Raw genomic sequence first — 20847 nt, forward strand, 5'->3', positions numbered from 1 at the left:
TAAACTTTTTACATGAAAATTCTTTGGCTCGACTTAAACAGTTCTTATGCTCACTCCTCATTGGCGCTACCGGCACTACATGCACAGATGGCTACCAACGACTCCTTTGAATGGGAAATCGTTTCAGCTACCATCAATGAAAACGTAGGAATGGTGACAAACAGTATCTATCATCACCATCCGGATATTATAGCAGCAACCAACTGGTTATTCAATCATGAGCAACTGTTACACATTCTCTCAAGGGCCAAAGCATTACTACCTTATTGCCGCATCGCTCTGGGAGGTCCGGAATTTTTAGGAGACAATGAAGACTTTCTACGTAAAAATCCTTTTGTCGATTGTGTATTCCGGGGAGAAGGTGAAGAAGTATTTCCTCAATGGTTACAATATCAAAATCAACCGGAACAATGGGATACAGTCACTGGACTATGCTACCTCGACAAGAAAAATCTGTATCACGACAACGGTATTGCCCGTGTAATGAACTTTGTTCATCTCATCCCGCCGGAAAAGAGCAGTTTCTTTAACTGGAGCAAACCATTCGTACAATTAGAGACAACACGAGGATGTTTCAACACTTGTGCTTTCTGTGTAAGCGGTGGAGAGAAGCCGGTACGAACACTTCCAATAGAAACAATCCGTGAACGCTTGATGGAAATTCACCGACATGGAATAAAGAATGTCCGTGTACTCGACCGTACGTTCAACTACAATAACAAGCGGGCCAAAGAACTACTAAACCTGTTTCTTGAGTTTTCACCGGATATCTGTTTTCATCTGGAAATACATCCCGCTTTACTTTCCGAAGAATTGAAAAAAGAACTGGCCGGACTTCCTAAAGGTTTGCTACACTTGGAAGCCGGTATCCAAAGTTTGCGCGAACCAGTACTGGAACAGAGCCGTAGAATGGGACGCTTATCCGATGCTTTAGACGGATTGAAATATCTATGTTCCTTGCACAATATGGAGACTCATGCCGATCTCATTGCCGGATTGCCTCTATATCATCTTTCTGAAATTTTCGAAGACATACATACTCTGGCTGAATACGGTGCAGGAGAGATTCAACTGGAATCATTGAAATTGCTTCCCGGAACGGAAATGCGGCGAAGAGCCGAAGAACTCGGCATTCAATATGCTCCTCTTCCTCCCTACGAAGTCCTACAAACAAGAGAAATCAGTGTAGACGAATTACAAACAGCCCGTGTGCTCTCGCGCTTACTGGATGGCTTTTATAATACTCCTACCTGGCAAAACATCACTCGGACACTGATGTTGGAAAACGAACATTTCTTGCATCATTTTCTGGATCACCTTATGCAAATCGGCTTGATAGACCAACCACTGAGCTTGGAAAAAAGAGGATTGATTTTGTATGAATTCTGTAAGCAAAATTATCCGGCCTATCAGACACAGGTCAGCATTGCTTGGATAGAAGCGGGCATGTCACTAAAGAAACTTCCGGCAGAAAAAGTAAAAACGAAACGACAAATCCCTCCCGAAACGTGGATAACCATTTATGGCAAGTACAAAGAGACATTACGCTTATGTTTCCTGCCCGCCAATCAAGAAGGACAAGCAGGATACTGGTTTGGATTTGAATCAGAAATACAAAAGGCAGAACCGGTATTTAAAGCGCTCACAATGTGACGTAGATCACCCTTTCATTTAGTAATCTATAAAATCTCATTTCATGGTAGTGCTATTAACATACAACACTCTGTTCCAACAAAATTACGGTTCACATGATTCAATTTCATAACGATACAATTAATACGATGCCTGTGCAATGGGTACTGCTGCCAATTATTAGTTTCAATTCCATAACGGTACAATTAATACTACATTACTAGGTATATTTATAACCTTAGGTCAATTGTTTCAATTCCACAACGGTACAATTAATACGGAGATGTTCATTATTATAGGTAAGCGTAAGAAACAGGTTTCAATTCCACAACGGTACAATTAATACCAAGATTACAGGTGATGGAACGGTTGATGCTTCTGACAGTTTCAATTCCACAACGGTACAATTAATACCATGGCCAAATCATCGAAAGCGACCGCGCCAATCGTTTCAATTCCACAACGGTACAATTAATACATCGTACACAAACCGCAATACCTTGACTTCAAAAGTGTTTCAATTCCACAACGGTACAATTAATACCGGCTGCCAGCCGGGTGGCATTTATTGAATTCCCGGTTTCAATTCCACAACGGTACAATTAATACTAATTCGTTGTATTGTGTTTCTTCGTTTAATCTTGTGTTTCAATTCCACAACGGTACAATTAATACTAAACGCATCAAACAATGTACCAATGACGTTCGAAGTTTCAATTCCACAACGGTACAATTAATACCCTTGCATTCTAAATTGAAATTTGTTGAACAATGTGTTTCAATTCCACAACGGTACAATTAATACTGCGTTGGTAGATACCCGAGCAAACGCTCAACTTAGTTTCAATTCCACAACGGTACAATTAATACCTTACCTTGACTTATAATAATGAGCATCTCCCAAAGTGGTTTCAATTCCACAACGGTACAATTAATACTATATTTTTCTGTCCTATACGATTGTACAACAGTGTTTCAATTCCACAACGGTACAATTAATACTATATTTTTCTGTCCTATACGATTGTACAACAGTGTTTCAATTCCACAACGGTACAATTAATACTATGATAAGAAAGGCGCTCCCGTTACCGAATCTCTGTTTCAATTCCACAACGGTACAATTAATACTCCGCATGCTGCTGTAACATATCTTAATCGTTCGTCGTTTCAATTCCACAACGGTACAATTAATACATAATCTCTTTGTCTTTTTGCACTGATTGCTTTTGTTTCAATTCCACAACGGTACAATTAATACATTTGCTCATCCGTAAGTTTACCTTGCTTCTTAGCATGTTTCAATTCCACAACGGTACAATTAATACACTGATAGAGGAATTGAAAGTGAAGAACTTTTCGGTTTCAATTCCACAACGGTACAATTAATACTACCATCAACGATGTTATACCCATACGGCTCAACGATGTTTCAATTCCACAACGGTACAATTAATACAATTTTGAGCTGACAATTAAGAATGTTACACTTTCGTTTCAATTCCACAACGGTACAATTAATACAACACAATATTCGTTATTTTGCGGTTGGTGAATAGTTTCAATTCCACAACGGTACAATTAATACGGACTGCGCCACAGACAGTTTTTGACACGGCTTCAATGTTTCAATTCCACAACGGTACAATTAATACTTGGAGAAGGAGTTCGGGGATATCACCTACGAAACGTTTCAATTCCACAACGGTACAATTAATACGATGTTACGTATCTTAATCGCTCATCTGTACATGTGTTTCAATTCCACAACGGTACAATTAATACCCCGTGCAATCGCACGCAACGTTCGCGTTGATATCGTGTTTCAATTCCACAACGGTACAATTAATACTGTATTTGCAGTTACGGAGACAACGGATAAGATTTAGTTTCAATTCCACAACGGTACAATTAATACTTCCTCCTTAGAATCCTTTTCTACCGATTCCAACGTTTCAATTCCACAACGGTACAATTAATACGGGAATGCTTGCTGACGGTGATTATGTTCCACAAGTTTCAATTCCACAACGGTACAATTAATACCCATCACAGGGGGTACAACCTCCTGGAACACGGGTGTTTCAATTCCACAACGGTACAATTAATACTTAAAAAAAATCGACTTCTTTAAAATATTTTAAATTAGTTTCAATTCCACAACGGTACAATTAATACATCTCCCAAGGGAAGATTGTACTGTCGTCGGAAATGTTTCAATTCCACAACGGTACAATTAATACAGTTCCCAAGCGACATTGCCAAATTCCGTAAATTGTTTCAATTCCACAACGGTACAATTAATACACGGAAGCTCTCTAAAATCACGAATCAACGCAGGGTTGTTTCAATTCCACAACGGTACAATTAATACTATAAGGGTCTATAAGCGTCGGTCTTCTTTCAGTGTTTCAATTCCACAACGGTACAATTAATACGACTGTGTGTTCCCGGAAAAGACTGAAAAATTAGGTTTCAATTCCACAACGGTACAATTAATACAGGTTCTGTGCTTCCGCCACATGCAATCTCCCTTGTTTCAATTCCACAACGGTACAATTAATACTTGAACCGTCCCGTCAACGATATCGGTTTGTTGAGTTTCAATTCCACAACGGTACAATTAATACTCTTCCCTGTATTATCGTAAGGGAGCCAGGACGTTCAAGTTTCAATTCCACAACGGTACAATTAATACCTTATTATATTGATGGTCAAGTTCAGTATAACCAAGTTTCAATTCCACAACGGTACAATTAATACAATATTGACAAGTACGTTGTGGTTGATCGTTCTACGTTTCAATTCCACAACGGTACAATTAATACTATGAAAACTGAAGAAGTTGCAGCGAAAATAAAATATGTTTCAATTCCACAACGGTACAATTAATACAAAATTTCAAAGATGTACCAGACAAATTAGAAGGGTTTCAATTCCACAACGGTACAATTAATACATTCAGCACCAATTATCTACACAGAGAAAAAAAAGTTTCAATTCCACAACGGTACAATTAATACATTGAATATTGTCGGTCATCTGTGTAAGAATTTCGTTTCAATTCCACAACGGTACAATTAATACGATGACAGAAAACACACATATAAACTTTATGAGTGTTTCAATTCCACAACGGTACAATTAATACAAGGTATGCAAAATCTACCACCTTTAGGTACACCTTTGTTTCAATTCCACAACGGTACAATTAATACTTATGATTGTTCTAAAATGAAGCCGGAAAGTGTTGTTTCAATTCCACAACGGTACAATTAATACAAATACGTGAAGAACAATCAAGCAGATCGTAATCAAGTTTCAATTCCACAACGGTACAATTAATACTCCCTATTGATTACATTGCAAGTCGTATTGCTGGGTTTCAATTCCACAACGGTACAATTAATACGACAAAACAGACTGTCCTGTGTAGATATTATAAACGTTTCAATTCCACAACGGTACAATTAATACTATTATTGATGTCTCTTCTGACCCTTGTGATCAATGTTTCAATTCCACAACGGTACAATTAATACAATCCTTTGCTAATGCATTGATTGCAATTTCAGAGTTTCAATTCCACAACGGTACAATTAATACAGTATTTGTAACATTAACAATTAGCGAGGAATCAGTTTCAATTCCACAACGGTACAATTAATACAGAGCTATCAGCAGTTGTACTAACACATCCAACAGTGTTTCAATTCCACAACGGTACAATTAATACAAACGTGTCTAATACGGGTGCGCCATAACCTCCAAGGTTTCAATTCCACAACGGTACAATTAATACAGTTTAACCGTAGCTAACTTAGCAGGTAACATAAATGTTTCAATTCCACAACGGTACAATTAATACAAAAAAGCGCATATGAAGCATATAATACAATGTTACGTTTCAATTCCACAACGGTACAATTAATACTCGCTCGCACACTCGCTCAGGCTCCTATTCAGCGGTTTCAATTCCACAACGGTACAATTAATACGGATACGCTCCCGCTGAAAAAACATACCTATACACAGTTTCAATTCCACAACGGTACAATTAATACAACAACAAAAAAAATAAGAAATGATTACAAAACACATGTTTCAATTCCACAACGGTACAATTAATACAACCTACAGCCAAACGTACTAACACATCCGACAATGTTTCAATTCCACAACGGTACAATTAATACACAAGAAGAAGCACAAGAAGCTATCAAAAACCGAGATGTTTCAATTCCACAACGGTACAATTAATACTAAAAGTGCCACTAACACAACACTACAAATTCTAGTTTCAATTCCACAACGGTACAATTAATACCATAGAGCTTTGGTCATTTATGAATTTCTTTCTTTGGTTTCAATTCCACAACGGTACAATTAATACTAGGAAACGGACAGGGAACAGCAGGACAAGCACCTTCGTTTCAATTCCACAACGGTACAATTAATACTCCTTCTAACAGTGTTACCCCTGCGTGCACTCCTGTTTCAATTCCACAACGGTACAATTAATACAAGGACGGACGCGAGCATTTTATATCTGAAGTGATAGTTTCAATTCCACAACGGTACAATTAATACTGTAAAAATAAAAGCCCTTATCAAAGCAGCGTCAAAGTTTCAATTCCACAACGGTACAATTAATACTGGAATGCAAAGAACGAAACGGTAATAACAAAATTAGTTTCAATTCCACAACGGTACAATTAATACCGTACAGTAGAGCTGGGTTTAACCCTGCCGCTTCAGTTTCAATTCCACAACGGTACAATTAATACCTCCATTGCCGCTTGTGCTATTTCCCATCTGTCCGTTGTTTCAATTCCACAACGGTACAATTAATACAATGTTATGAATGCCGAAAGCAAAAAGCAAGAGCAGTTTCAATTCCACAACGGTACAATTAATACGTCAAGCGCGTAACCTTATCGACTTAGCGACTTCGTTTCAATTCCACAACGGTACAATTAATACAAGGTACGGAGAATGAGCCCCGATACTGTTTTGTCGTTTCAATTCCACAACGGTACAATTAATACTTAATCTGGTTATCCACATCAAGAGTTGCGTCAAAGTTTCAATTCCACAACGGTACAATTAATACGAATAATGTTTTTGATTACGTCACAAATATAACAGTTTCAATTCCACAACGGTACAATTAATACGAAGCACTCCGTCCTTTCGCTCTGTGTAGATTATGTTTCAATTCCACAACGGTACAATTAATACTGCGATTTCCCATCTGTCTGTTCGGATATCATAAGCGTTTCAATTCCACAACGGTACAATTAATACAAAGTCCGGTTTTGATCTTTGACCATCTATCAGGTGTTTCAATTCCACAACGGTACAATTAATACGTCTGCGTAGGTATTTAGTTACTTCCCATTCTTGTTTCAATTCCACAACGGTACAATTAATACTCTAACAAACACTCAAAAAAAACAATTAAAAATGAGTGAGTTAGCAAATAACAAATATGCTTTTTATATGATTAATTATGTCGATGGATAATAACATAAAAAATGCCGGACATCGACATAGCAGCTATTTCACTGTATATCAACACGTCAAAGAACGATCTACAACGTAGAGCCTTATTGCAAAGACAATAAAAACAATTATCGACAACTAAATTATAAAAAATTGTCGATACTACACCGTTCTTTCCCGATAATTTTCTTCTCCAAAGAACATTGTGAGGAACCTTTAAAAACAATAATACTATCTTCATCTTCCTTCATGAAAGCCTTTGCAGCAGATAACATTTCCTTTAATCGTACTTCTGATATTTCCCCCTCAAATACGGAATTTTGTATCCAATTCAAATACTTACGACATAGCTTCAGCATCTTTGCAACTCGTCTTTCGCCAAAATCATAAACCAAAATGACATACATATTTTACCAATACATTTTAAAGGGTTTGTATTCTTCTATATCCAATAAATGTTTCGCTAATTTATAGCATTCCAGTTTCATTAAATGCCGATAACTTACATTTCTATTCAATGTCCGATGCTTGATCGTTTCAATAAGCTTATCTTCAATGGCTTTCACAAAAATCTTTTTTCCTGTTTGATTCAACAAACAACGATTCAGCTTTCGATCAAAATGCTTCTCTTGAATCTCTTTCCTGTTCAAGACTCTAAAAATTACCCGGTCAATAATAACAGGCTTGAAAATTTCTGCAATGTCTAATGCCAAAGAGTAACGCCGTTCTCCAGGAGTATGTAAGAAACTAATAGTCGGATTTAATTGCGTCTGATGGATAGCTCTCAAACACAACGTATAACACATCATATTTCCAAAAGAGATAAGCGCATTTACTTCATTTAAAGGAGGTTGTTTGGTGCGATTTCCCATTTCAAAATCATTCAAAATAAGGTTGAATGCATCATAATAAGTTTGCCGGATCATTCCTTCCGTTCCCATCAATTCTTGTATGGAAGCAGTTTCAGAAAGTTTAGAAGCATATCCTTTGATAAGTTCCATGACTTCCTCCATGTCTTTCCCCCGGCGATTATAGTACTGCAAATTTTTAACCATATTATAAGCAGCCGCTTCTATAAATTTTTGTGCTATCAAAAGTCGCTTCTTTTTGTTCTGATATGCAGAAGTTTGAGCTAATAGCATTCGCCCGGACAAAAGAGAATCTTTCGGCATAAACGATCCGGTATAATTCTCATAGTAATCAAAGAAATGTACTGCTATATCTTTCTGTCCCAAGAAATTAAACAAGGAACTATTAGCCCGTAATGAACCAAAAACATAAAACTCATTTACATCTTCAACAGGTAGATAGCGGGGCTGTCCCGTACAAGGCTCTCCATTACCGTCTTCCTCCGCAACAGGAGTAAACTTCAAAGTATTGTCTTTACGTTCCAATTGTCCCGGATTAAATAAATAATAAGTCTTTTTCACTCTTCCTCCTCCCCACTATAACAAAAATCCCAATAACTACAATTTCTGCATATTCGTTTCTTCTCCAAAGGTGGACAAAAATCAGATTCGATAACCTGCTTTATTTCATTTATCATTTCAACAATCGTTTCACGATCTATATCACTCAGCAGCACCGTATCCCTTTTCCGCAAAACCGGATATTCCAATATTCCGGAGATACCCTCTATGCCATTCTGTTCGAATACATACATATAATATTTTAATTGCCATTCATGAGCCACTTCAACCTTATCGGACTTTTTTATTTCATGAATTACCTTGTGCAAAGTATCATAATAATCCACTTTTATCCCGTCCATCTCTACCTCTTCGTATTTAGCAGAACGCTGCGGATAAGATTCTTCATGTATCAACTTTCCCTCATGGACCAAGTCAGAGGTATGTTCCATACTTATGCCATTAGCAAACAGCCATAATTTGCGCTTACAAATCTGATAATAATTAAAGTGAGTGCCTGTAATATTCATTTCCATTTGAAATTAAGAGAATAAGGCAGAACCATACAGCCCTGCCTTACACATCCTATCATTATCCTTTTTGATTTTCATAATCAAAAGCAAGCATCCACTCCTTCAATTTATCCTCCGCTTTCTGCAAGGCGTCAGCGGACTCTGTTTCAGTGGTCATATATCCCGAACAAGGCAAGGTTACGTATAAATCCGCCCCGGCTGTTTCATCTATCAGAGGTTTGGCTTTAGGCCTTTCTGTTTCTTCTACTAACTTGGCACGAATGGCGCCTGCCAACGCATTGGCATTATCACTCACTGCAATGGCAAGCGTTTCCATCAAACTGAATGTTCTGGATTGATTACTTGTTATCTTCCAATTAATAAGCGCTTTGGCAATAGCCGGTATCACTCTTTCCCTGTCAGCTTTGGGCATCACCAGGCACTCGCCAAAAACATTACGGGAAGCTACCCAACCTTTTTCTTTCAATTCCTCGATCTTCTCTTTGGTCAATTCCGGTTCCATCTGATTTACCGAAACCGCAAATAAGGTACGCAAGTCAATAGCAATATCGTATACAAATAAACCGGTAGCACGGGTATTATCAGGAATCCATTTACGGTACAGACTTCTGTCCGTTCCTGTCAACAGGGTTTCTACCTGTTCTTCGCTCATCGGTTTACCGGAAGCATCGCGCACTATTACTTTATGCAATTCCGGCCTGTCACTTCGGTCAAAAGTCGCATTCTCTGTAATGCGTCCTCCCAACAACGGATGCAATGGACGCATAGCAGAAATAGAGAATGGACTCCTTCTTTTCAGCGTACGCTCAGTACCCCCTTTTGAAGCCCTCATCCAGCCTCCCAATAGCTGATCGTAATATTGAGGATCACAAAGAGAAAGCACCTCCCCTTCTCCTAAAAGATTCTTACTATTTACATCGAAAACAAAAGTAACGGAAGACGGATCAGCCTGCAACTCACAGTTTATAGAATCCAGAATGCTTCTCTTTACTTGTTGTCCACTTGAATATGGAACCGAAGTGCCGAACACGGGGTCCCAATATACCTTTTGTCCACTCTCCACACAAAACACAGACAGGTCTACATGACGCAATCCTCTTAAATAAATGTACGGTTTCATTGTGATTATATTATTTGTTTAATAATGCGTATTGAAATCTAATCAATGTATTGAAATAAGGGAAATTATCTTTAGGCATCGAATGCACTATTTTTCCCATATTTTCATACCCCTCCACTTCCTTCTCGTCTTGAATGACAGGAATCAGATTTTGAAGAAACTGTTTTACAGAAACAGATTCCAACAGCCGGTTCACGTTGTTCTTCCGATCTGTTCTTGCTTTTCCTGCGCCCGCTTCGTACTTCAGCAACAATTCCGCGAATTCGCGGGACAGTTCCCATAATTTCTCATTGTTCAACATAGCTAATATCCAAATTAAGTAAGTATAATATGTTATTCTTTGTTCTTCGTCCCCCTCCTTATGTGGAATATTTTTAACTCCCTTGGTAGTAGGAAAGAAAGCCTTTAATCCTTTAGGCTCCATAGCCGGTATTCCGATGGCACCTGCCTGACAAGCTGCCCGTAATCCGATAGCTGTTCCATATAGCTTGGAAACCTTTGGAGCATCTTTTTGGTAATCAAGCTTACCAAATATTTTTTCATACAACTGGTCGGGGCGAATAATATCCTGGAGCTTGAAAGGAATAAAACCAATGGTAGTGTTCGTCTGCCCGATACTATATAAATATCCCACCAAATTGTTCGCAGGAAAACGCCGGGCTATTTTCAAGAGAACCTCTACCCAAGATATGGTCTGTAAACCGAGCAATCCGCCATTGATCGGCTCCAACGGATTAAATCCGGCCGTAGGATCTGTTTCGTCAAAATCCGGTTGATACCGATGAACCAGCCATCGCCCGTTCCACGTGTTTATCTGATTTCCTTTCATCAAAGGATATTCTTCCAAATATTGCCGATAGCATTTCCATCCCTCATAGATATCCAATAAGAGTGCTTCGTTATTAAACAAGATGGTCAATCCTCCGGTAATCCCCACTCCCAGCCCTGCACCAATCCAGGAGCAGTAAATATCTTCCTTATTATCTGGAAAGTCAATATTAGTGATCTGCCCCGTAGTGGCCGCAGCAGCATCCACTACCCCATACCCAATCGCTATACTGGCATCCGCCTTTTCCGATTCGATTTTATTGATCATCTTATCGATTCTCTCTTTTCTGCGTTCGGCTGTTTCAAAAGGCTTTTTGCCTTTTATCATATCCTCCCAACTCAATTTAGGATTCTCTAACGGAGAATTACCGGCAGTCATCATATACTTGGGATGATCAAAAAATAACGGTACAAAAACTTCTTCAAAGAAAGTACGTCCCGTATAATTCGTTTGAAACTTATTATTATAAGCTTTCAAGAAGGTGTATCCTATGGTTGTTGCATACATAAGCTATAACATTTGATAATTTGTATCATAATATTCGGTTCCTATTTTAGAGAAGTCTAACCCCTTGTCAGAAGAATAAGCCGCATCCGGAACAACAAAAGGGCGAGAGCCGATCGGCAACTGCTTTAACTTCTTCCAGCGCAGAGAGTTATATCGTACAGGAATCTCCATTAACAGTCTTTCTTTCTCTATTGCCTGTTCGTACTTTCCGCTTTCATCATCCTGCTGGGTGATGCAAGAGACGGAATCGATGTCCAGCATTTCTATCAAGGCCGATTTCGGCAAATGCCGCAATTCCTTCAACCGCCATTTCCCATCTACAAATACAGCATCGAGCCCGATATTAATTCTCTTAATCTGAGGATACACCCGGTCTATCAGAGATTGCAGCTCAGCTTCCCGCAACAATGCATTCTGAGGAAGAACGTCATAACTGCGTTGCAGCACCTCCCGCGAATACGGCAGACATTCCCGATCCTCTTCGGGAGGAGCAATCACATAAACAGGCTTGTACTTCCCGACCGTATCCGCATTCCGCTTTCTGTTGATTCTCCCGAAACGCTGAATGAGCGCATCGATAGGCGCCGCCTCGGTAATCATTACATCAAAGCTGATATCCAGGCTGACTTCAACCACCTGTGTAGATACAGCCACACAAGCATGCGGACTGGCATTATAAACCTCTTTCAGTTCTTTCTCCAGCCGATTCCGGTCTTTCCTTTTAAACCGGCTGTGAATCAACATTTTGTCTGTATCCGGATAGAGTTCATCGATCTGCTTGAAAATCTCCTGTGCATGAGCAACCCGGTTGCATACAATCAGTATTTTCTGTTCCTCGTCTACCGCTTGCCGAATCACCGGAAGTAGCTCAATGAAGGAGTCGGCTTTATGAACAATATGGCGATTGAATGAGTCTGATACATCCACCGGCAATTCCACATACTGCACATTTTCCCGGCCGCCCAATATCTGAAGAATAGCCTGTTCGAGCACCGATGGCATGGTGGCAGTACCAACGTGTATCCGGCAACCGATATGATTCATTACTTCCACCATTTTCAGAACAATGGACTGAACCATATCCGAATACGTATGAATTTCGTCCAGAATAATATCACATCCCTGCAAATCAAACAGCATTGCTTCATAACCTTTCGTACCCAAAGCAATGGCAGCCAACTGATGGGGAGTCAATACCTTAATAGCCGCACCAAACTTGTTTTGTATCGCCTTCTCCACTATCCTGTTATCCTCAATAACCAATTGGGATATGGAATGCAGCAGCCGTACATCTTCCACACAATCGCCCAAATCATGGGCAATACGTTCGTACATCGCATTGATAGATGCCTGAAAAGGCAAGGTATAGAAAATCCGCCCCCGACAACGCTTCATCAGAAAGTCCGTTTTACCGGCTCCCGTCGGTGCTTTCACAAACGAATGCCTTTTAGTCACATCAGACTCGATCAGAGACAAAGGATAGAGTTCGCTTTGCCTATTATAGAAATGCAGATCAGGAATAGTAAACAAATCGGGAAGCCGGTCTTTCTGTTCCTCCGTAGCCGATGCCAGATGATCCGCTCCCATTAATAACCCTTTCCAGACAGACCAGCCCTTAGTCTTCTTCCCACAATGCGTCAGAGCATAATCGTAAGCGCAACGGGCATCCTGTTCGGTTATGACGGTTTCCGAAGTAACTCCGGGAAAACTCAATTCGCCCAAGATGCCTAATGCATCCATACTCCACGCTGAGAAGTCCGACAAATGATACTCCAGAATCTCATCACCATATTCATCCTCCAAATCAAGAATTCCTTTTTTCCGATCATCATTGGAAACAGACTTATGATGCGCAATAATCATATCGATGACGGGATCCCATAAAGCCCGATCAACCAAATTCAGAAAGAACAAAGATGCGATCTCATGGCGAAAAGGGAATCCACTGCAAAAAAAGGATGTCCGCTCTTGCTCTAAACTCTGCTGGAACAAAGGATTTGCTTTTCCAATATCGTGCAGCAAAGCTCCCAACCGTGCTATTTCCGGATCCATCCCCATACATCGGGCAGCCAGCATAGCTAACTGAGCTACCGATTCAAGATGCACCTTCAGAGTTGTTCCGCCGTTTTTCGTACTTTTTGCTAATATGGAATCATATTTACTCATTCTTTTCTCTTTGGATTGGATTTCCGGTGATCTCTATAGATCCATACATCTCTTCATTATTACAAAAACGGTTGTATCCCACAAGAAAAGAGTGATCGCCCCTACCGAAACGAAGCTCATAACCATCGAGCAGCTCAAACTCATCGACAGTTATTTCCTCTATTTCGCCAGGCAAAAGCACATCTTCATTACGGCACAGGCAAATATGTTGCATCGCTGCCTTTTCCGCGTCTTCCATACTGCCAAAAGCCAGTATGAGAACAGGATTAAGCATCACTCCACGTTTAAGAATAGAACGTTCTCTGATATATTTCTTTGCCTTTTTACTCCACGCTTTTGCCTGAACCATTTCTTGCTGGATATCGATTCCGCCATAAACCAATTTATGACGCAAAATAGCGGTCACTTCTAACTTTTGTCTCAAACCCTCTATAATGGAAGGGGTTAAAAATTGCTGCGAATAAGTCTCTCCGCCGCTTGCATCACGAACGGCAGTCCAAGGTTTGATAAAACCAAAAGGACCGGAATATCTCAGAATATAGTATTTCATAGTACGACAGAATATTAAATTTTATAACAATGCTCCCAAAGATATGCCTGTTCCATTACCCAATCCTACTGTCCATGCAAACAGTTTACTTTCCGGACGGCCATGAATAATCACCGGACACATACTGGCTTTATTCTTTATACCGTGTATCGTCACCAATTTCTTTTTCTTATTCATATAGCTTAAGTCAAATTCCACTTTTAAAGTATCATCATCGGGTAATCCGGCTTCCCGCATTTTATGTTTCAGTGTTTCTGTCATCAGGTCATTGCTCTCCCGATCATCATAAAAATAGAATTTCTGCTCCTTCTTTCCATTTTCTTCTATCAACCGTTTAATAAAAATCGGGGTAGCGAGTCTGAAAAAAGCAGGTTCTTCCGTAAACGCCGGTTCCCGTTCGAACGTAACCTCTTTCACCGAAAGCCCACAGAACATCTTAGGGTCCGACAAAATTGTATCTATCAACACCTTGAGATATTTGTTCTCATAAAAGCTGATAAAAAGAGTGGCACCTTTTGAAAAGTTATAACCTTTATCCACAATCATATTTCCACCTAAAAGCCAAGAAAAAGAATACAAAGAGATTTTATCATGTATCTCATTATTACCAAGCCATTTATGTATCGTACCGACTATCTTCTGCTGATAATCGAAAGGAACAATAACATCATTCGGAGTGGTTCTTAAATATATACGCATAATTCTGTTTCATTTATTTTCCACGCAAAGGAAAGATTTTATTTCAAAATAAAGATACATTTCATGAAATAATATAGCAACAATGTTGCTAAACATAAAAAAGCGTATTTCTATTTTATCCCTTGATGTCTATCACCGTTTTCTCATTATTATCTTTGCTTGGTCCTGATTGATCTCTATTTCTATTTTAACATTGTTAACGGCTTTTTCCATATACCATTTTCCGTCAGACAAAGAATATATTTTTTAAAACTAAAGAATGCATTCTTTATCCACAAGAATACGCTTTTAACAGTACATTAATATTAATTCTTTATACGAAGAAAAAACGACTTTTCCACCGATACGACACATCTAATATATAACTGACATACAATACTTTAGCTTACATATTACATATTTCTTCAAACTATGCAGATTGTTCCGGTTCTAAGGACACTTTACCTATACTTATCAAATTGACAACTTCGGGAAAATTCCTATCTACTCGAATTCCACAATAATACGCTTTAGGTAGAATCAATCCGGTGAAAAATAAATGGTACGTCTGCATTTCAATTACTAACATTTATTCTCTACCTTTGTGCTATAGATTGAAAGACAAAATTTATAGAAACAATGAAAAAGTTTATCAAGGGCTTCCGGTTCACCCCTTCCAATTACCCGGACGAGATAGAAGATAAAATACAGAAATATAGAAAACAGGGCTTAAAACTTCCTCCCAGAAAAGTACTCCGTACACCGGAACAGTTGGAAGGTATACGCGAAAGCGCCAAAATCAACACCGCCTTGCTGGATTACATATCCGAAAATATCCGCGAAGGAATGTCCACCGAAGAGATCGATCGCATGGTTTATGATTTTACTACCAGTCACGGGGCCATTCCGGCTCCACTCAATTATGAGGGTTTTCCCAAGAGTGTTTGCACAAGCATCAACGATGTAGTGTGTCACGGAATACCGAGCAAAGACGAAATTCTACGAAGTGGAGACATCATAAATGTAGATGTTTCTACCATATACAAAGGATATTTTTCGGATGCTTCGCGCATGTTTATGATTGGAGAAGTCAGTCCGGAAATGCGTCGGCTGGTACAAGTCACCAAAGAATGTATGGAAATAGGTATCGCCACTGCACAACCTTGGGCACGGTTGGGAGACGTAGGTGCCGCCATCCAAGAACATGCCGAAAAAAACGGATATAGCGTGGTACGCGACCTTTGCGGACACGGAGTCGGGATGCAGTTTCATGAAGAACCCGATGTGGAACATTTCGGCCGTCGGGGTACAGGCATGCTGATTGTTCCGGGAATGACATTTACCATAGAACCTATGATAAATATGGGAACATACGAGGTGTTCGTAGACGATGAAGACGGCTGGACCATATGCACCGATGACGGACTGCCATCGGCACAATGGGAAAATATGATCTTGATAACAGAAACCGGAAACGAAATTCTGACCTATTGATTTATGGAGTTGATTTTACTCATAGTTGTCATCTTATTATTGGCCGGTCTTATCATTCTGATACTGACCAGAAATAATGGGCAGGCACAAAACGAACAATTACAAACCGCCTTGCGGCTGCAAATGCAGGAGAATCGCGAAGAACTGAACCGCAGCATCCGCGAGCTCCGCATGGAAATGACGCAAACCATCAATCAAAGTATGCAGCAATTACAGGATGCATTGCACAAAAACATGATAACTAACGGCGAATTGCAACGGCAGAAGTTCGATGCAATGGCACGTCAACAGGAAATGCTACTGAAATCTACCGAAAAGCGTTTGGACGACATGCGGCTTATGGTAGAAGAAAAGCTGCAAAAAACGCTGAACGAGCGCATTGGACAATCTTTCGAGATAGTTCGTTCTCAACTCGAAAATGTACAAAAGGGACTGGGGGAAATGAAGTCTCTGGCACAGGATGTAGGCGGATTAAAGAAAGTACTGAGCAATGTGAAGATGCGGGGCACTTTCGGCGAAGTGCAGTTAGGGGCATTGCTGGAACAGATGATGAGTCCGGAACAGTATGATGCCAATGTGAAAACAAAGAAAAGCGGAACAGAGTTTGTGGAATTTGCTATCAAACTTCCGGGTAAAGACGATGCTAACAGCACTGTATATCTGCCCATCGATGCCAAATTCCCCAAAGACGTGTACGAGCAATACTACGACGCTTTCGAAGCCGGAGATGCCGTACTGATCGAATCGTCCGGAAAACAATTGGAGAATACCATCAAGAAAATGGCAAAAGATATTCATGACAAATATGTCGATCCTCCTTTTACCACCGATTTTGCCATTCTGTTTTTACCGTTCGAAAGTATCTATGCGGAGGTAATACGCCGGACAGCGCTGGTAGAAATGCTGCAAAAAGAGTATAAAATAGTAATTACCGGTCCTACCACTTTGGGTGCCATCCTCAACAGCCTGCAAATGGGCTTCCGCACACTCGCCATCCAAAAACGGACGGGAGAAGTATGGACTGTTTTGGGAGCGGTAAAAACCGAATTCAGTAAATTTGGCGGTTTGCTCGAAAAAGTGCAGAAGAACCTCCAAAGCGCAGGAGACCAACTGGAAGAAGTAATGGGAAAACGCACCCGTGCCATTGAGAGAAAACTCCGCCAAGTGGAACAACTACCTCATGAAGAAAGCCAAAAAATTCTACCGATTGACGACGGAGAGGACGAATAAATAAAGCAAATACCCACACTATAATACAAACAGAACTCCGAAAGTTGAATATGAAAACTTTCGGAGTTCTGTTTATTCTGGGTATCCATATTAAGATACTATCTGGAACGGACTTCTCTCCTCATAAATACAATATAAGATATAGCAAAACAAACAACAGTGGCAGCTATCAACCCCGTCAATTGCGACCAAACAATCATTATACTTTCTCCCAAAGGTAACGGACTGGGAATGGCTCCCTGCAATTGCTCCATTGTCAACGGTCCCAGACTTCGGATAGAAGGCATCAGCAATGTTGTGGTCGCTTCATTAAATAACTCACTTGGTGCCAACCGCATCAGTCCCAAAATGAATTTCTGATAACTGATCTGATGATATACAGACACCATACCAGATGGACTCAACGCCTTGGCCACCACATTGACTATCATTGCATAAAACACGCTGAAAAACAACCAAACTGCAACCGAAGCCAACGCAGAAGTTGCAGCTTGACGAAAGCAAAGAGAAAACAAAATAGATATATTCAACCAGAATGCCACATAAAAAATACCAGTGATAATAAAAAGGATGATCCTCCAGAACTCTTCCGGCGTAGGAGGAATGCCAATAGCGATCAATCCACACCCCATCACCAGTAATCCAAGTGCAAACAATAAAGCACCTATAATTATCAATGCTGCCACAAACTTTGCATTGATAATACAATCACGATGGATAGGCTGTGCAAGCATACGGCTGAGTGTTCCTTTATTCTGCTCGGAATTGACAGCATCAAAACCAAGTGCTATCCCCAGTAAGGGACCTAAAAAATTAATGAAAAGAACAAATGAAGGCAGCGTTCCATCCGATACCGTAAAAAGTTTCAAAAAAAGAAACGAGCCATCCGGATCATCGGGCTTTATTGCTGCACCGATATTGGTAAGGGCCGTATACAAAGCTCCCATGCAAGTCAATACAATGATGCTTATCAAAATGATAAAACGCAAACTGTGTACATGATCGGCAATCTCTTTATGGACAATAACCCAAAACGGATGTTTTACTTTATTCATTTTACAACCCTCCTTCCATAAAGTATTGATTATAAATATCTGTTAATTCGCGATGTTCCTTTTCCAATTCGGATAGGTTGATGAGTGCAACAAGCTTCCCTCGATTAAATAAACCGACATTGTCACATACCTTTTGTACCTGATCCAAATTATGAGACGAAAACAATACAGTCAACTTTTCCTCACGACTTAATTGTTTAATAAGAGAGATAAATTCCTGAACCCCTGCAGGATCTATCCCCGACGTCGGCTCATCCAATATTATTATTTCCGGATCTTTAATTAAGACATCAGCCAATCCCAATCTTTGCCTCATCCCACGCGAGTATTTCCCGGTTTTCTTCTGCGTTTGTTCACCCAATCCTACACGAGCCATTAGTTCTTTAGCTTTCGCCTGAGCTCTCTCCGGCATCATTCCATTCAGGGCAGCCGTATAGACCAGATTTTCAACACCCGTCATATCATCATAGAAACCAACATCTTCGGGCAAATATCCGATTTTTCTTTTTACCTCTATGGGACGTTTCGTTGCATCAATACCACAAATAGAGACGCTGCCCGAAGTAGGTTCCGTTAGTCCGAGCATCATAAGAATCGTAGTCGACTTTCCGGCTCCATTAGGGCCAAGCAAACCGAAAATCTCTCCTTTCCCGACCGACAAGCAAATATGATCTACTGCTGTAAAGCTCCCATATTTTTTTGTCAAATCAGTGAGTACGATTACTTCTTCACCCATAATCTACCTCCTCCCATATTTACGGAACAGAAAATAAACGCCTCCAATAGTAACAACGATGACAAGTGCCCCCATCCATCCCCATATCAAGGGAGTTTTGACCGCTATCCGAAATTGTGCATTGGCATTTACTTCAGGAGTTTTGGCATCTATTGTCACCACATAATCACCGGGAAGAGCTTTCGATGAAGCTTTAAGAATAGCGGTCACGTTGGCAATAGCCCCCGCTTTCAATGATTCAACTTTAGAAGGCTCAAAAGACACCTCCCAATCAGAAGGCTTACGCGATGTCAACTGAATATCTTTCAGCATAGACGAACCGGAATTTACAATTTCCAAGTCAATACGTTTGGTATCTCCAGCCGTAATGTCCGAACTCAATAATCCTTGCGGTGTAGTCAATTCCATCTGAAACGTACCTGTAATGGCAACTTCCAATGCCAACTCGGCAGAAGTACTTTTAGTTACAGCCCGCACAGGAATTTTATATGTACCGGTTTCTGTATTAGCAGCAGGAGTAATTTCGATAGTAATATTCTGACTTGCATTAGCTTCAATCTGTGCAGAAGTAGCCTGCTTGTAGTTTGGTTTAAAAATGACATTCCAGCCTCTGGGAGCATCGGCCATCAAGGCATAAAGTTGCTGATCTGCAGTTTGATTTTTCAGTGTAGTGCTAAAAGTAAAATTTGCCTTGGAATTACCTTGCATATTGGGTTGATCTGTTGTAAATTCGCTCTGATAGGTACCTTGCTGTGCTACAATAATGGAAAGTGGAAGTTTCGCCTCGCCGGCTGATACTAAAAAGTTGTAATTACCTCGATTTATCTTTAGCGGTACATTCACCGTTAAACTGAAATTCTTTTTTTCATTGGGCAGTACAGCTAATTGTTTGATATTCCAACTACCGGATTTTATATCGTATTTCCAACTGGACGGCAATCCACTCAATGAGATATTCTCATTATAAATCTCACTACCATTATTTATTAAATCGATACTGTAGTTAATACTTTCTCCGGGCGATACTGAGATTTTCGTGTAAGGAGAATAAAGTACTACATTGTTTGAAATAGAATCGGATGCTTGTGTGTGACTCAAGGGAAATATTCCCAACATGATTACTAAAAATAATAAATAATTAGTTCGCATAGTCATATAAAATATATAGGTTAATAATTAAATATGAATTGTCGAATTGGGGTCTCAAAAATAGAAATTAGGTTAATTATCTGATGTTAAATGATATAAAAGAATATAATTGCGCGTTTTCTTCTTGTATTTTTTAACAAATAAAAAAGTAGTAACATAGATAGCAAAAGATTACACATAAGAGTAATCTCAAGTTATTCCATAACGGTACAATTAAGACAAACAAAAGCTGTAACCCGTTGGGGGCTTACAAT

Annotated in this window: 14 protein-coding genes and 2 CRISPR repeat arrays (1 of these 16 only partly in view); of the genes, 3 read left to right on the forward strand and 11 right to left on the reverse strand. The window is 39.8% G+C overall.

Annotation, left to right across the window (positions count from 1 at the left end; genetic code table 11):
* The first annotated feature begins 12 nt into the window (after nt 1-12).
* Complete coding sequence (locus RB604_RS16365) at nt 13-1653, forward strand: B12-binding domain-containing radical SAM protein (protein ID WP_005931467.1); 1641 nt, start codon at nt 13-15, stop codon at nt 1651-1653.
* A gap of 97 nt (nt 1654-1750) precedes the next feature.
* Nucleotides 1751-7067: direct repeats of the CRISPR family, unit length 30 nt; unit sequence GTTTCAATTCCACAACGGTACAATTAATAC.
* A 213-nt stretch (nt 7068-7280) separates the two neighbouring features.
* Here the strand turns inward: RB604_RS16365 and cas2 are convergent.
* The 8 genes from cas2 to cas6 all read right to left on the reverse strand — a co-directional run bounded on the left by cas2 (nt 7281) and on the right by cas6 (nt 14950).
* Nucleotides 7281-7544 carry a CRISPR-associated endonuclease Cas2 gene (gene cas2 / locus RB604_RS16370; protein WP_007481200.1) on the reverse strand — a complete coding sequence of 88 codons (264 nt, stop codon included), beginning with the start codon at nt 7542-7544 and terminating at the stop codon, nt 7281-7283.
* 3 nt (nt 7545-7547) lie between these two features.
* A complete protein-coding gene (cas1b, locus tag RB604_RS16375; RefSeq protein ID WP_007481201.1) occupies nt 7548-8567 on the reverse strand; it encodes a type I-B CRISPR-associated endonuclease Cas1b in 1020 nt (339 codons plus the stop codon).
* Nucleotides 8564-9076, reverse strand: coding sequence for a CRISPR-associated protein Cas4 (gene cas4, locus RB604_RS16380; RefSeq protein WP_007481203.1), 513 nt, complete (start codon nt 9074-9076; stop codon nt 8564-8566). Before cas4 ends, cas1b begins: the two co-directional genes overlap by 4 nt.
* Nucleotides 9077-9137: 61 nt before the next feature.
* Nucleotides 9138-10199 carry a hypothetical protein gene (locus RB604_RS16385; RefSeq protein WP_007481205.1) on the reverse strand — a complete coding sequence of 354 codons (1062 nt, stop codon included), beginning with the start codon at nt 10197-10199 and terminating at the stop codon, nt 9138-9140.
* A gap of 10 nt (nt 10200-10209) precedes the next feature.
* Nucleotides 10210-11535 carry a hypothetical protein gene (locus RB604_RS16390; RefSeq protein WP_007481207.1) on the reverse strand — a complete coding sequence of 442 codons (1326 nt, stop codon included), beginning with the start codon at nt 11533-11535 and terminating at the stop codon, nt 10210-10212.
* A gap of 3 nt (nt 11536-11538) precedes the next feature.
* Complete coding sequence (locus RB604_RS16395; protein ID WP_007481209.1) at nt 11539-13701, reverse strand: CRISPR-associated helicase/endonuclease Cas3; 2163 nt, start codon at nt 13699-13701, stop codon at nt 11539-11541.
* Nucleotides 13694-14251, reverse strand: a complete 558-nt coding sequence (locus tag RB604_RS16400; protein ID WP_005931442.1) for a hypothetical protein — start codon at nt 14249-14251, stop codon at nt 13694-13696. The genes RB604_RS16395 and RB604_RS16400 overlap by 8 nt, the downstream gene beginning before the upstream one ends.
* 21 nt (nt 14252-14272) lie before the next feature.
* Complete coding sequence (gene cas6, locus RB604_RS16405) at nt 14273-14950, reverse strand: CRISPR-associated endoribonuclease Cas6 (protein ID WP_005931441.1); 678 nt, start codon at nt 14948-14950, stop codon at nt 14273-14275.
* Nucleotides 14951-15568: 618 nt separating this feature from the next.
* Between cas6 and map the strand changes: the two genes are divergently transcribed.
* A complete protein-coding gene (map, locus tag RB604_RS16410) occupies nt 15569-16423 on the forward strand; it encodes a type I methionyl aminopeptidase (protein WP_005931437.1) in 855 nt (284 codons plus the stop codon).
* A 3-nt stretch (nt 16424-16426) separates the two neighbouring features.
* Nucleotides 16427-17653 carry a DNA recombination protein RmuC gene (locus tag RB604_RS16415; protein ID WP_007481215.1) on the forward strand — a complete coding sequence of 409 codons (1227 nt, stop codon included), beginning with the start codon at nt 16427-16429 and terminating at the stop codon, nt 17651-17653.
* A gap of 98 nt (nt 17654-17751) precedes the next feature.
* Here the strand turns inward: RB604_RS16415 and RB604_RS16420 are convergent, their stop codons facing one another.
* The 3 genes from RB604_RS16420 to RB604_RS16430 are packed head-to-tail and all read right to left on the reverse strand — an operon-like array spanning nt 17752 to nt 20599.
* The gene (locus RB604_RS16420; protein ID WP_005931433.1) at nt 17752-18708 is read right to left on the reverse strand and encodes an ABC transporter permease; all 957 of its coding nucleotides are present in this window, start codon (nt 18706-18708) and stop codon (nt 17752-17754) included.
* Nucleotide 18709: 1 nt separating this feature from the next.
* Entirely contained in the window at nt 18710-19444 is a 735-nt protein-coding gene (locus RB604_RS16425; RefSeq protein ID WP_005931432.1) for an ABC transporter ATP-binding protein, read from the reverse strand.
* A gap of 3 nt (nt 19445-19447) precedes the next feature.
* Nucleotides 19448-20599, reverse strand: coding sequence for a COG1470 family protein (locus RB604_RS16430; RefSeq protein ID WP_005931430.1), 1152 nt, complete (start codon nt 20597-20599; stop codon nt 19448-19450).
* Between the two features lie 184 nt (nt 20600-20783).
* Nucleotides 20784-20847: direct repeats of the CRISPR family, unit length 30 nt; it runs 885 nt beyond the window's last position.

This window comes from Bacteroides salyersiae (assembly GCF_031172035.1).
GTDB lineage: Bacteria > Bacteroidota > Bacteroidia > Bacteroidales > Bacteroidaceae > Bacteroides > Bacteroides salyersiae.

Excerpts from the sequence above, each read along its gene's own strand:
- RB604_RS16365 (WP_005931467.1), top strand. The coding sequence starts at position 13 with ATGAAAATTCTTTGGCTCGACTTAAACAGTTCTTATGCTCACTCCTCA.
- cas2 (WP_007481200.1), bottom strand. The coding sequence starts at position 7,544 with ATGTATGTCATTTTGGTTTATGATTTTGGCGAAAGACGAGTTGCAAAG.
- cas4 (WP_007481203.1), bottom strand. The coding sequence starts at position 9,076 with ATGAATATTACAGGCACTCACTTTAATTATTATCAGATTTGTAAGCGC.
- RB604_RS16385 (WP_007481205.1), bottom strand. The coding sequence starts at position 10,199 with ATGAAACCGTACATTTATTTAAGAGGATTGCGTCATGTAGACCTGTCT.
- RB604_RS16390 (WP_007481207.1), bottom strand. The coding sequence starts at position 11,535 with ATGTATGCAACAACCATAGGATACACCTTCTTGAAAGCTTATAATAAT.
- RB604_RS16395 (WP_007481209.1), bottom strand. The coding sequence starts at position 13,701 with ATGAGTAAATATGATTCCATATTAGCAAAAAGTACGAAAAACGGCGGA.
- RB604_RS16400 (WP_005931442.1), bottom strand. The coding sequence starts at position 14,251 with ATGAAATACTATATTCTGAGATATTCCGGTCCTTTTGGTTTTATCAAA.
- cas6 (WP_005931441.1), bottom strand. The coding sequence starts at position 14,950 with ATGCGTATATATTTAAGAACCACTCCGAATGATGTTATTGTTCCTTTC.
- map (WP_005931437.1), top strand. The coding sequence starts at position 15,569 with ATGAAAAAGTTTATCAAGGGCTTCCGGTTCACCCCTTCCAATTACCCG.
- RB604_RS16415 (WP_007481215.1), top strand. The coding sequence starts at position 16,427 with ATGGAGTTGATTTTACTCATAGTTGTCATCTTATTATTGGCCGGTCTT.
- RB604_RS16420 (WP_005931433.1), bottom strand. The coding sequence starts at position 18,708 with ATGAATAAAGTAAAACATCCGTTTTGGGTTATTGTCCATAAAGAGATT.
- RB604_RS16425 (WP_005931432.1), bottom strand. The coding sequence starts at position 19,444 with ATGGGTGAAGAAGTAATCGTACTCACTGATTTGACAAAAAAATATGGG.
- RB604_RS16430 (WP_005931430.1), bottom strand. The coding sequence starts at position 20,599 with ATGACTATGCGAACTAATTATTTATTATTTTTAGTAATCATGTTGGGA.